We start from the raw sequence: 12044 nt of genomic DNA on the forward strand, positions 1-12044 counted from the left end.
AACCCAGCCGGCATCGAGCCAAACCATGCGACTGGTTGCGGCGGACGGCAACGCGAACGGCACGGCGGCGGTCGCGCGGCCGGTGCTGCCGGCTGTCGATCTGGATACGCTGCGGCTCACGCAGACCGTCTGCGACGTGCGCTTCGCGCGCTGCGCGGCGCAGGCCGGCGTCGAACTCGCGAGCGTGGCCGTGCGCGATACCGCCGCCCGCGTGACCGCCAGCGCGCCGGCGGCGGCGGACCCCGCGGTGCTCACGGTAACGTTCCGCACGCCGGATGCGCCGGCCGAAACGGCCCGCGCGGCGATCGAGATCGACCTCGACCAGTACCCGCTGCTGCGCATCGCGCTCGGCCCCGCCGACGCCGGTCGCGCCGCCTCCGCGCCGCCAGTCCGGCAACCGGCGCTGACGCTCGCCGTCGCGGCACTGCTGGTCGAGCCGCTGTTCGTCCAGCTCGGCAAGCTGCGGTTCGAGGACCTGCACCTCGCCGCCATCGCGCGCGGACGGCTCGCGCAACAGCACCGCGGACCCTTCGTGCATCTCGCGTTCTCGCTGCCGGGTACGGAGCCGGCCGAAGGCGCGCCGCGGGTGCGCTATGAGCACCTCGTGTCGTTGCCGGAAAGCGCGGTCCGGTGTGTCGATGCGCTCGTCAGGCAGGCCGCGGTCGAGCCGCGCTTCGGCACGCTGCCGGTGCCGGGCCGCATCGTGCTCGGAGTGAAGCCGCTGTCGATCGACACGCTCGCGCGGCTGCAACCCGGCGACGTGCTGCTGCGCGCGCTGTTCCCCGCTTTCGACGCGCGGCGGCTCGCGACGCACGCCGCGGACCGCGACGCAAACCGCGACGCAGCCGGTTCGCCGTCGGGCCATGCCGCGCCGCGCGCGGTCGCGGCATGGGGCACGCCCGGTCTGGTGCGACTGTGCGCGACCGTGGAATTCGACGGGACCTCGCCCGTCATCATCAAGGAGCCCTACATGTCAGACCATCTGGACTCGGCCCTGGCCGACGCCGGAATGTCCATCGCCCGGGACGACGACCTGATCCGCGTCGGCGAGCTGGAGCTGCCCGTCCAGTTCGAGATCGACACGCTTGCCATGCCGCTCTCGCAGCTGTCCGCGCTCGGCCCGGGCTACGTGATCGAATTCCCGGTGCCGTTCAGCGACGCGCTGCTGCGTCTCGTCGCGCACGGCAACACGATCGGCTATGGCGAGCTCGTCACGGTAGGCGAACATCTCGGCGTGCGCATCGTCCGCATGGCTCACAACAGCGGAGCGGCGCCAGGGATGGACGATGGTTCAGTTTAGCGACATCACCGGGCTGCTGCTCGCGATCGTCGCCATCAGCCTCGTGCCGTTCGTCGCGATGGTCGTGACGTCGTACGCGAAGATCGTCGTGGTGCTCGGCCTGCTGCGCAACGCGCTCGGCGTGCAGCAGGTGCCGCCGAACATGGTCCTCAACGGCATCGCGATTCTCGTGTCGGTCTACGTGATGGCGCCGGTCGGCCTCGCCGCGTCGAAGGCGCTGGAGAATCAGCCGATCGCGCCGCAGTCGTCGCAGGCAATGCTGCAACTGTTCGACGCGGTGCGCGAACCGTTCCGCTCGTTCCTGGAAAAACACGCGCAGGAACGCGAGAAGCGCTTCTTCCTGCGCTCGGCGAACATGGTCTGGCCGAAGGAACAGGCGCAGATGCTGAAGGAAGACGATCTGATCGTGCTCGCGCCGGCGTTCACGCTGACCGAGCTCACCGAGGCGTTCAAGATCGGCTTCATGCTTTACGTCGCGTTCATCGTGGTCGACCTGATCATCGCCAACGTGCTGCTGGCGATGGGGCTGAACCAGATCACGCCGACCAACGTCGCGATCCCGTTCAAGCTGCTGCTGTTCGTGGTGATGGACGGCTGGTCCACGCTGATCCACGGGCTCGTGATGACTTACCGCTGAAGGCCGCCCCATGCCGTTGGACACGCTTATCCAGTTCACCTCGCAGGGCATGCTGCTGTGCCTGACCGTGTCGCTGCCGGTCGTGATCGTCGCCGCGCTGGTGGGGCTCGGCGTGTCGTTCCTGCAGGCGATCACGTCGATGCAGGACCAGTCCATCTCGCATGCGGTCAAGCTGATTGCCGTCACGGTCACGATCGTGATCGTCGCGCCGCTGTCGTGCGCCGCCGTGCTGCACTTCGCGAACGGGATGATGCGCGCGGTGCTGCCGCAATAGCGCGGCAGCCGCTGCCGCGAACCCGCAACGTCAGGAGCAGACCGATGACGAGGGTCGAGTCGAACAACCAGGCGGCCGAGATCCTGCGCCAGGCCGAGGAGCAGCAGGCGCACCGCGTGCAGGAGCGCCTGCGGCATGCGACGCTGCACCACGGCACGAGCTTCGCGTACGGCAGCAACTCGCCGCACGCGCGGATGATGCGGTCGATGAATCTGCGGCGCCTGCAGCAGCTCGCGCGGCTGCGCGCGATGCTGTCGAAGCGCACGGACCGCGTCCGCGGTGGTGCGCATGAAGGCGCGGACGGCGAAGCGGCGCTGCCGCACGAAAGCGCGGATCGCGTGACGCGCCGGCGGGACGGCCAGGGCGGAAGGCACGGCAACAGCGGCAACGGCAGCGGCGGCGGCCGGAGCGGCGGCAACCCGAAGCGGCTGAACGTGAAGGTTCTCGCTCCGGCGGACCGGTACAGGGCCGGCCGGCGGCAGGACGGCCACCCCGGCGGGGGGAGCGGTCATGGCGGGGGGCATGGCGGGGATGCCGGCGGCCCGGGCGGCAGCGGCCAGGGAAGCGGCCGCGACAGCGGTAACGGCGGCAGCGGCCACGACGGGCGCCCGGCGCAACCGCTCGACGCGGCCGCACGGGACCGTGGCGGCAAGGTGGCGCCGATCGCGGGCAAGCTCGGTGCGGCCGCGGCGCATGCCGAAGCGGGCGGCGGCCAGGCATCGCATCCGGACCTGTTCGCCGCGGCATGGGCCAACGACGTGCTCGACCTGCTGGACGAACTGCGCGATCGCCCGGAGATGGCGTTCGACGACCGGGCGATCGATCTCAACATCGCGTGGCTGCAACTGCAAAAGCGCTTCGGCTCGCAGGTGTCGGGCGGCATCGCGATGTTCGCGGAGCAGGCGGCGGCACGACGGGCGGCATGCCCCGCCGCGACGATGCCGGAACCGGCGCCGCACGCCGCCGCTCGCTCGCCGCGCCAGGTAGTCACGGCCGCGGGCAGCGATGCCGGCGCCGCGCGCGACTGGCACGAGCGGCTGCGCGATGCGCGCTTCCTTGCGCCGCTGATTTCGCTGAACGGCAACCATCCGCGCCCGCCCGCGTGGCTCGATGCCGCGCTCGCCCGACTCGACGGAATGCGGGCGTTCAACCTCGACCGGGCCGGACGCGAACCGGCGTCGGCGGCGCCACATCAGGCCGCCGCCGACGCTGCAACGCCCGCGCGCAACGGCCCCGGCGAACCCGCGTAACGGCTGCTTCGCGCGGGCAGCTTCGCGTGCAATGCGCGGGCTTCGCGTTGCCTCGCGACTGCGCGGGGCGAAGCCGCTATCCTGGTGCGGACCACGACAGGAACTGCGATGAAGATTCTCCGAGTACTGACCGGAATTCACGCGGGCGCATCGCTAGAGCTGACACCGGGTTCGCATCGCATCGGCGCCGACGACGATGCCGACATCCGTCTCACCGACTGGCAAGGCCCCGACGCGGTGCTCGAAGCCGACCCGGCGGACGTCATCCGCATCTCGCGCGAACTGCCGGGCGACGAGGAGGCCGGCGACGTGCTGCTCGTCGATTTCGTGCCGATGCAGTTCGGCGAAACGGTGCTGTGCATCGGCCCGGAAGACGTCGCGTGGCCGTCGGATGTCGATCTGTTGTCCACGCTGCTGGCGAGCCCCGTGAAATCGCAGCTCGCGTCGTACCAGCGGCAGCAGCGGCGGCGGCGCCAGCTCACCGCGGTGGCGGCCTGCGTGGTGCTCGGCGGGGTGATCGTGGCGGGCGCGTTGCTCGGCATGACGCAATTGAGCCGCGCCGCGTTTCCGGCCAGCGCGGACGACCGTACGCTGCGCGTGACGCAGGCCCTCGCGGCATCGCACGTGGCCGGACTGCACGCGCAGGCGCTCGGCAACGCGGTCGTGATCACCGGCATGGTCCCGACCACCAATGACGACACCGCGGTGCGCGCGCTGCTCGACCGCGTGTCGCCCGATGGCATCGAACGCCGCTACGACGTCGCGCAGGACGACGTGCGCAGCATCCAGGATTCGCTCGGCATTCCCGGCGCGCATGTCGCGTACGGCGGCAACGGCCAGTTCGTGATCACCGGCAACGTGGCCGACATGCATCAGCTGGAAGCCGCGGTCGCGCGCGTGCGCGCGGACTTCGATTCGAACGTGAAGGCGCTCGTGATCCAGGCCGAGCAGTCGTCGGGTCCGGCGCCGGACACGCCGGCGGCGTCGTACTCGGAAATGGTGTCGTCCGACGACGTGCGCTATGCCGAAACGCCCGACGGCGTGAAGCACATCTTCGCGGTCGATGCGCCGGCTTCGGCCGCCACGGCCGATGCCGGCTCCGCACCCGCTACCGCGAATGCAACGGCGGGCGGCGATGCGAATGCCACCGCGCAGGCTGCACCGGCATCGTCGGCGCAAGCGGCGCAGGCGCCGGCCGCGCGCGGCGTCGCCTTTCCTTCGCCGCCCGATCCGGGCAGCCTGCCGGCCCGCCGCGATCTGCCGGCAGGCTGACCGCGGCAGACGTCCTGCCGGCGGCGCGAATCCGCACATTCCCCCCTCGTCTCTGGAGAACCCCATGTACGAAGCGATCGAAGCGTATGCCCCCGAGTTCGACAACCTGCGCGACACGCTCGTGCAACAGGGCAGCGCGAGCATCGACGCGATCCGCGACGCGCTCGAAACCACCGCTCGCCGCATCGGCGAGGCGCAGGGCAACAGCGAACTGGACCGCGACAACCTGTCGAGGCTCTATCGCGGCTTCATGGCCGCATCGCGGGTAGTCGGCCATCTGCAGGACGCGGATCAGCCGGTGCCGCGCTGAACGCGCGCCGGCCGGCACGCTGAGCGGAGCGCGGGGTGAGCACCGAACGCTACACGCAGGTCATGACCGAATTCTGCCAGGTCGTGGGACTGCCCGACGTCGACCACGTTCTCGAAACGCGCTGCATCGAGGTCGAAGGCTTCGACGTCCGGCTCGACTACTTCGATCGCGACCTCGACGCGATGTACGCGAACTTCCACTACGGCACCGTGACGGCCGGCCGTACGCTCGTCGTGTTCCGGCTGATGCTCGAAGCCAACCTGCTCGTCTACGCGCAGGACCAGGCGCAGCTCGGTCTCGACACCGACACGGGCGGCATCGTGCTGGTGCTGCGCCTGCCGTTCGACGAGGAGCTTGGCGGCGAGTTGCTGGCCGATCTGCTGTCGCATTACGCCGAGCACGGCCGGTACTGGAGACGCAACATCATCGAGTCGCCGGACGAGATGTTCGAGGGTATCGCCTCGGGCGAATACTTCTGGCTGCGCGCATGAGCCCGCCTATCGTCGCGCCCGGCACGCCGCCGCTCGGAACCGGCCGCACCGCCGACGTGTTCGACTGGCAGCCGGGCTGGGTCCTGAAGCTCTTTCTTGCCGGGTTGCCGCGCGCCTGCGCGGACGCCGAATCGCGAATCGCGCGGGCGGTTCATGCGGCGATCGACGATTGCGCGCCGTTTCGCGTGCCCGCGGTCGGCCCCACGATCGACGTCGGCGCGCGAGCCGGCATCGTCTATGCGCGTGCCGAAGGCGAACCGCTGACGCGGGCAGCCGCGGGGCTCGGCGACGACCGCCCGGCGCCGGTCCGGATCGGCGAGCGCCTCGCGCAGTTGCATCTCGGCATCCATCGCATCGATGTGCGCGCTCATCCGTCGCTCGACGCAGTGCCCGGGCAGCAGCAACGTCTGCGGCTCGCGATCCGGGCCGCGGACGGGTTGGCCGATGAACGCCGGATCGCGCTGCTGCGCGAGCTGGAAGAACTCGATGACGACGCGCAGAGCCTGTGTCACGGCGATTTTCATCCGTTCAACGTGCTGCAGGACACAAACGGAATGGCGACGGTGATCGACTGGAATCTGGCGGAACGGGGCAGCGCGCCATGCGACGTCGCGAAGACGTCGGTGCGCCTGCTGTTCGCGCCGATGGCGGGCGCGGCGCGGATCGCATCCGCGCAGGCCGGCATGCGGCGCGCGGTGCACGACGCGTACCTGCGGCGCTACTTCGCGGCAGACGCGAATGGGCGCGGCCGCGCCGCCTACGAACGCTGGCTGCCGCTCGCGGCAGCTGCGCGGCTCGTCGAAGGCGCAGTGTCCGATGAACGTGCGGCGCTGCTCGCGTTCATCGAACGCCGGATCGCGCGGGAGCCGTCCGCATTTGCCCCGCCACGCCCGATGCCTGCCATCGGATCGCCGCATCCGGCGGCCAACCGGCCCGGCTCCGGGAACGCCCATCACGAGGGGACTTCATGATCAGCGAGGAACAGCACGCCCTTTACTACGCTGCCCGCGCCCGCGAATACGACGCATCGGTGGGCTACGGCAAGGCGCCGGTCGAGGCGGGACTCGCGCCGCTCAAGTCGCATCTTGCCGACGCAATGCAGGGGCTCGACGTGCTGGAGATCGCGTGCGGCACCGGCTACTGGACCCGCGTCGCCGCCCGGACCGCGCGCTCGGTACTCGCGGTGGATTTCGACGCGACGTCGCTGATGCTCGCGCAGGCCCGTCTCGCGAGGCACGATCGGGTGTCGTTCGCGCGCGCCGACGCGTATCGTCTCGACGGCGTGCCGGCGCACTTCAACGGCGCGTTCGGCATGTTCTGGTGGTCGCACATGCCGCGCACGCGCATCGGCGAGTTCATCGACGCGTTGCATGCGCGGCTCGCGCCGGGGTCGCGCGTCGTGTTCGCCGATCAGCTTCCGTATGCGCACCCGGGCGCGCGGCGCGTTGACGAACGGGGCGATCTGATCGAGGAGCGGGCGCTGTTCGACGGAACGCGCTTCGAAGTGGTCAAGAACTTCCCCACCGCGCAGCAGATGTCGAAGTGGCTGGCAGGCCGTGCGAGCGGGATGGAATTCTTCAGCGATCCGAACGGACGCTGGTGGTTTGCGAGCTATCGCACCGTGTAGCGGCTTCCCCGGCGCGAGCGCAGATCCGCGCCGGCCGGCCAGTTAGGGCTACGCGTGCGCCTCGCAGGCGGCGGCTTCGTCGATCGATGCGGGAGAGGCGACGCTTCGCGTCATGGCATACAGGTAGCTGTCGGCCGCGACGAGACCGCGGTTCGGCCGCGCTTCGTAGTTGACCATGACGCCCTCGCGCGTGAAGCCCAGGCGCTCCATCGCGCTGTACGCGCGCCCGTCGACTGCGCAGCACGCGAAGACGCGATAGATGCCGGGTTGCGCGATCAGCCAGGCGAGCAGTTGCCGCAGCGCGACGATGCCGTCGCGCCGGCGCCGGTTGCCGCCGCTGCGGCTGATCACGACGCCCAGTTCGATCTGCGGCAGGCGCGGCGTCAGTTCGATGATCGCGGACAACGCGCCGTCGTCCTTGCCGAACAGGCCGTAGCGAAAGCGCGTGCCGAACCGCCAGCCGAGCATCGACTCCGTGATGTAGTCGTGGGTCATCCAGGCGTCGGCGTGGCGCTGGAGCGCGAGATCCTGCATGGTCTCCGGGTCGCCTAGCATCTGCTCGAACAATGCCTGGCAATCCTCAGGAGCCAGCGGCCTCAGCAGCAGACGTTCCGTCTCCATGCGGTCGAGCGGCTTGAACGGCATCCGGGCGTCCTGCATCGTTCCGCTCGCGCCGGTGCGCTACCGCGCGGCCTTCTCGATGCCTTCCGCCAGCGAATCGGTGAGCTGCCCCATCTGCGCGGAAGTCTGCTGCAGGATCTGCATCCTGTTGCGCTGCATGTCCAGCGACGTTTGCATCAGTTGGGGAAGCGCCTGCGCGGCGTTGCCCTCCAGGGCCTGGCGCATTCTCGACAGCTTGCCTTCGGGCTTTTGCGGCGTGCCGCCGTCGGGCACGAACGTCGCCGCCTGCCCGGCTGCGGGACGCTGTCTGCGCAACGTCATCAGCCCGTTCATCGTCTCGCCCGCCGCGCCCGAAGTGGCCGTGGCCTGCGGTTCGCGCGGGAGGTTCTCCGCAGGCGAGGCCGAGCCGGAATCCGCGCCGTGATCGACGCGCACGTTGCTGGATTCGATGTCAGGCATACGCTCTCCTCGAAGTGCGACACAGCTTGCATGCTTTGCAGCAACAAACGCAACACCGTCACCGTACCGGCTGCGGGAAGCCGGTCTGGCGCCGTCCGGGGTCGTTAGAACGGCCCCACGCCAGGCATCGATGAGGCCGTAAGCAGCAAATAGAGAAAAATAGAAAACGCCTGTTTACTTTGCTGCGGATTTCAGCGAATCGGCGAGGCTATTGGAAAATTGCGCTTTAGCGTTCACCGATGCGTTTTCCATATTCATGATGCCTTCCTGTGTCTGAAATGCTTCTGCCATCATTTGGCTTTCCTGCATTTCGGACATCATTTGCTGCATCATGCTTGCTTCTTGTGCCATACCCATAAAAATTCCTCCAAGGTCGCAAAAGGACGTTGACGAACTCCAAGCAGTTTGCCAACTGCGCTGAGTGTACTGAACCGGCTTTGTTTGCCGAGCGGGCGCACGAACCTCTGTCTGTTTTAGCGAAAAGCTTGCAAATCCCGCATGGACGGCCGCGCGGCGGGCGGCTCGCACCCGCGTTCTTTTCAAGCCCTGCCGGCGGGGTCTGAATAAATGTGCAAGCCGGAAACATTTGCTCGCGCTTCGCGAGATAATGCATCGGTATGAAGATTATGGGCGCGCGCCGAGCGTGCGCCCCGACCGGCGGGCCCATCGCCGCCGGACCGCCCGACCATTTCGAAGCCGGAGACTTTCCCGATGTCGTTACCGCGACCCATTGGGCAGGTGATCGCCTTTTCGCGTTTCTGGCTTGCGCGTGAAGCAAAGCTGCTGATTTCCGACGGTACCGTGATCGAGCTGGCCGCGCGGCCGTTCGCCGTTCTCGTCGCGCTGCTCGACGCGCGCGGCCGCGTCGTCTCCGCCGCGCAGTTGCGGGACCTCGTGTGGCACGGCGCGCCCGTCGACGCGAACACGGTGCAGGCGCAGATCTCCGCGATCCGCCGCGCGCTAGGCGAGGAACGCGACCTGATCGTGACGGTGCCCGCGCGCGGCTACCGGATCGCGGGCGACATCCGCATCGTCGACACGCCGGACGCAAGCGCCGGCGCAGCGCACGGATCGCATCGCGACGACGGCCCGGCTTCCGTCTCCGCCGTGGAGACGCCGCGCCCGGGCGTCGCGGCGGCGTCCGCGGGCCCGTCGACAACGTGCGCCGATGCAAGCCGCGACGCAACGCTCGCGGCCGCGCGCGGCCCGCTCTCGACATTGCCGTTCATCGGCCGCCATGCCGAGCTGTCCGAACTGCTCGCGATCGTGCCGACGCGCCGCATCGTCACGCTGACCGGCGCGCCCGGCATCGGCAAGACGCGGCTCGCAACCGAGGCCGCCGCGCGGCTGGCGTCGCACTTTCCGGACGGCACGTTCTGTGCGGAACTGGCGTCGCTGAGCCAGCCGGAGCGCATCGCGAACGCAATCGGCGCGGCAGTCGGCATCGATCCGGACACCTGCTCGGGCGAATCCGCGGCGCTCGCCGCGCACCTCGGCGAGCGGCGCATGCTGGTGATCGTCGATCATTGCGACCATCTCGCCGACGCGGCCGGCCAGGCGCTCGACGCGCTGATCGCGAACACCTCCGGGCTGCACGTGATCGTCACCTGCGGCACGCCGCTCCTTATCACGGGCGAACTGCCGGTCGCGATCGCGCCACTGCGCGTGCCGGCCGACGCGGACGACGGCAAGCTTTCGGCCTTCGTCGACGACGCGCTGCATCTGCTCTGCGCGCGGCTCGCGCACGCGCTGCGCGATGCGGGGCACGACACGCGGCCGCTCGATACGGTCACGCTGGCGCCCACGGCGTTCCACGCGGCGGCGCGGATCTGCCGGCGCGTCGAGGGCGTGCCGCTGGCGCTCGAACTCGCCGCCGCGTCGATCGCGACGGGCATCGTCGCGGGTGCGAGCCTCGACGCGGCCATCGCCGCCTGCGCGGACGCGCTCGATACCCACGTGACGCGCCGTACCGGCGCACGCCGCGTGACGCTGCCGCGCTCGGCCATCGCGCAGACCGTGATCGAGCTGTGCGGCGGCGCGCTGGACGAACCGGTGCGCGTCGCGCTCCGGCGGCTCGGCGTGTTCGCCGGCGCATTCTCGTGCGATGCGGCACTCGACCTGCTCGAAGCGTTCGCCGCGCCTCAAGGCTGGCAGGACGCCGCGCAACGCGACACCGGCCGCAGGCACCTGGATGCGCTCGTCGCCGCGGGCCTCGTCAATGCAGCAGGCGACGACGGAGGAAGAGGCGCCGCGCGCCTGCGCCTGCCGCACGCGGTGCGCCGCTACGCGCTCGTCGAACTCGATCGTCACAGCGAAAGCGACGCGGCCGCCGCGCATCACGCGCACTACGTCGCGCGCGAGCTCGAACGGCTCGCGCAAGCCTCGGCGCACGGCGGCACCGGCCAGCCCGCGCCGCGCATGCGAGCCCAGGCGCGCGACGAGATCGACGCGCTGCGTGCCGCGCTCGAATGGTCGATCGCGGCGGACAAGGTCGAGCTATGCGCGGCGATGCTCGATCACTCCGCTCCGCTCTGGGTCGCGCTCTCGCTGCTCGACGAATACATCGGCTGGATTCGCGCGGCGCTGGCACGCGCCGACACCGTGCCGATGCGCCATATCCGCGACGAGATGCGGCTGCGCACCGTGCTCGCGCGTGCGCTGATGCTCAGGCACAGCGCGTCCGACGAGATCGTCGCGAGCTGGGAGCACGCCTATCAGCTCGCGACCATCTGCGCGGACACGCCGCATCGGCTGCGCGCGCTGTTCTGCCTGATCATGAGCGCGCTCGACGCGGGCCACGTCGAGCGTTGCCTGCCGTTGTGCGCCGCGTTCAGCGAGATCGCGGCGACCGCGCAACTGCCGGCGGCCGACCTGACCGCGCGGCGTCTCGAAGGCATCGTGAAGGCATACCACGGCAAACTCGACGACGCGATCCGGCTGCTGACGCCCGTCGTCGAACACCACGGCGCGTGGGCCGTGCGCACGGTCGGCGCCGAACCGCCCAGCGAACCCGTCTACGATCGCGACACGATCCGCGAGGCGAATACGATGGCGACCGGTTTCGGTCTGTCGCTGCATCTCGTCGCGGAGGCGATTCTTGCCGCCGTGCACTGGTTCACCGGCAAGCCGCAGGCGTCCGCGCCGCTGCGCGACATGCTGTGCGCGTCCGGCGACGAAAGCGAACCGCTCGCGGACAGCATCGCGCTCACGCTGGCCTGCGCGCTCGCGATGCTGGACGACGACGTCGCGCTCGCCGAATCGTGCGCGGCCTCGCTCGTCACCTGCGCGCGGCTCGCGGGCCTGCCGCGCTGGCTGCGCGCGGGCCTCGACGTCCAGCTCTGGCTCGATGCGCGCCGCGGCGACACCGACGCGGCGCGGCGGCTGCTCGGCGGCGCGGCCAAGCGGATCGGCCGCGGCCGCGTCGTGCTGCTCGACGTCGCGATCGTCGCGACGCTGCTGCCGCGCGTGCCGCTCGACGACGCGGAGCTGATCGCCACGCTCGGCGCGGCACTGCGCGCGGCCGTCGAACAGGGCGCACGTCTCGGCGAGCACTGGCACGGCCCCGAACTGCAGCGCATCGACGCCGCGCTGCGGCGCGCCGCGGGCGAATCCGCGGGCGCGGTTCGCGCGGTGCTGGAGCGCGCGCGGGAACAGGCACGGCACTACCGCGCGACGCGCATCGAGCTGCGCATCACGGTCGACCTCGAAGCGCTGGAGACATCGGCCGCAAGCGGCGCGCTTCGCATTCGCTGACTGCGGTTCGCGTGCAGCCTGGGGGCGTCACACTCGCGCTTTACCGTGGG

At 70.1% G+C, this 12044-nt stretch carries 13 protein-coding genes; 10 read left to right on the forward strand and 3 right to left on the reverse strand.

Annotated elements, in window-relative coordinates:
• The first annotated feature begins 25 nt into the window (after positions 1-25).
• From sctQ to WJ542_RS22020, 9 genes are all read left to right on the forward strand, one after another.
• Complete coding sequence (gene sctQ / locus WJ542_RS21980) at positions 26-1300, forward strand: type III secretion system cytoplasmic ring protein SctQ (protein ID WP_411191604.1); 1275 nt, start codon at positions 26-28, stop codon at positions 1298-1300.
• Positions 1287-1937, forward strand: a complete 651-nt coding sequence (sctR, locus tag WJ542_RS21985) for a type III secretion system export apparatus subunit SctR (protein ID WP_411191605.1) — start codon at positions 1287-1289, stop codon at positions 1935-1937. The genes sctQ and sctR overlap by 14 nt, the downstream gene beginning before the upstream one ends.
• A 10-nt stretch (positions 1938-1947) precedes the next feature.
• The gene (gene sctS / locus WJ542_RS21990; protein WP_411191606.1) at positions 1948-2211 is read left to right on the forward strand and encodes a type III secretion system export apparatus subunit SctS; all 264 of its coding nucleotides are present in this window, start codon (positions 1948-1950) and stop codon (positions 2209-2211) included.
• A 44-nt stretch (positions 2212-2255) separates the two neighbouring features.
• On the forward strand, positions 2256-3461 hold the full coding sequence (locus WJ542_RS21995; protein WP_411191607.1) for a hypothetical protein: 1206 nt from the start codon (positions 2256-2258) through the stop codon (positions 3459-3461).
• A gap of 108 nt (positions 3462-3569) precedes the next feature.
• Complete coding sequence (locus tag WJ542_RS22000) at positions 3570-4733, forward strand: secretion protein (protein ID WP_411191608.1); 1164 nt, start codon at positions 3570-3572, stop codon at positions 4731-4733.
• Between the two features lie 64 nt (positions 4734-4797).
• Positions 4798-5043, forward strand: coding sequence for a type III secretion protein (locus tag WJ542_RS22005; RefSeq protein ID WP_411191609.1), 246 nt, complete (start codon positions 4798-4800; stop codon positions 5041-5043).
• A 35-nt stretch (positions 5044-5078) separates the two neighbouring features.
• Positions 5079-5534 (forward strand): CesT family type III secretion system chaperone, encoded by a 456-nt coding sequence (locus tag WJ542_RS22010; RefSeq protein WP_411191610.1) that lies wholly within the window; start codon positions 5079-5081, stop codon positions 5532-5534.
• Positions 5531-6505: a phosphotransferase family protein gene (locus WJ542_RS22015; RefSeq protein ID WP_411191611.1), complete on the forward strand. Its 975-nt coding sequence runs from the start codon at positions 5531-5533 to the stop codon at positions 6503-6505. Before WJ542_RS22010 ends, WJ542_RS22015 begins: the two co-directional genes overlap by 4 nt.
• Entirely contained in the window at positions 6502-7161 is a 660-nt protein-coding gene (locus WJ542_RS22020) for a class I SAM-dependent methyltransferase (RefSeq protein ID WP_411191612.1), read from the forward strand. The genes WJ542_RS22015 and WJ542_RS22020 overlap by 4 nt, the downstream gene beginning before the upstream one ends.
• Positions 7162-7209: 48 nt before the next feature.
• On the opposite strand, the gene WJ542_RS22025 is transcribed toward WJ542_RS22020, so the two are convergent.
• The 3 genes from WJ542_RS22025 to WJ542_RS22035 all read right to left on the reverse strand — a co-directional run bounded on the left by WJ542_RS22025 (position 7210) and on the right by WJ542_RS22035 (position 8592).
• Positions 7210-7821: a GNAT family N-acetyltransferase gene (locus WJ542_RS22025; RefSeq protein WP_411191613.1), complete on the reverse strand. Its 612-nt coding sequence runs from the start codon at positions 7819-7821 to the stop codon at positions 7210-7212.
• 21 nt (positions 7822-7842) lie between these two features.
• Entirely contained in the window at positions 7843-8241 is a 399-nt protein-coding gene (locus tag WJ542_RS22030; RefSeq protein WP_411191614.1) for a hypothetical protein, read from the reverse strand.
• A 174-nt stretch (positions 8242-8415) separates the two neighbouring features.
• Entirely contained in the window at positions 8416-8592 is a 177-nt protein-coding gene (locus WJ542_RS22035) for a hypothetical protein (RefSeq protein WP_411191615.1), read from the reverse strand.
• Between the two features lie 360 nt (positions 8593-8952).
• On the opposite strand from WJ542_RS22035, the gene WJ542_RS22040 reads away from it, so the two are divergent.
• The gene (locus WJ542_RS22040) at positions 8953-11994 is read left to right on the forward strand and encodes an ATP-binding protein (protein WP_411191616.1); all 3042 of its coding nucleotides are present in this window, start codon (positions 8953-8955) and stop codon (positions 11992-11994) included.
• Positions 11995-12044: the final 50 nt, after the last annotated feature.

It is taken from the genome of Paraburkholderia yinzeri (assembly GCF_046581065.1).
Lineage (GTDB): Bacteria > Pseudomonadota > Gammaproteobacteria > Burkholderiales > Burkholderiaceae > Paraburkholderia.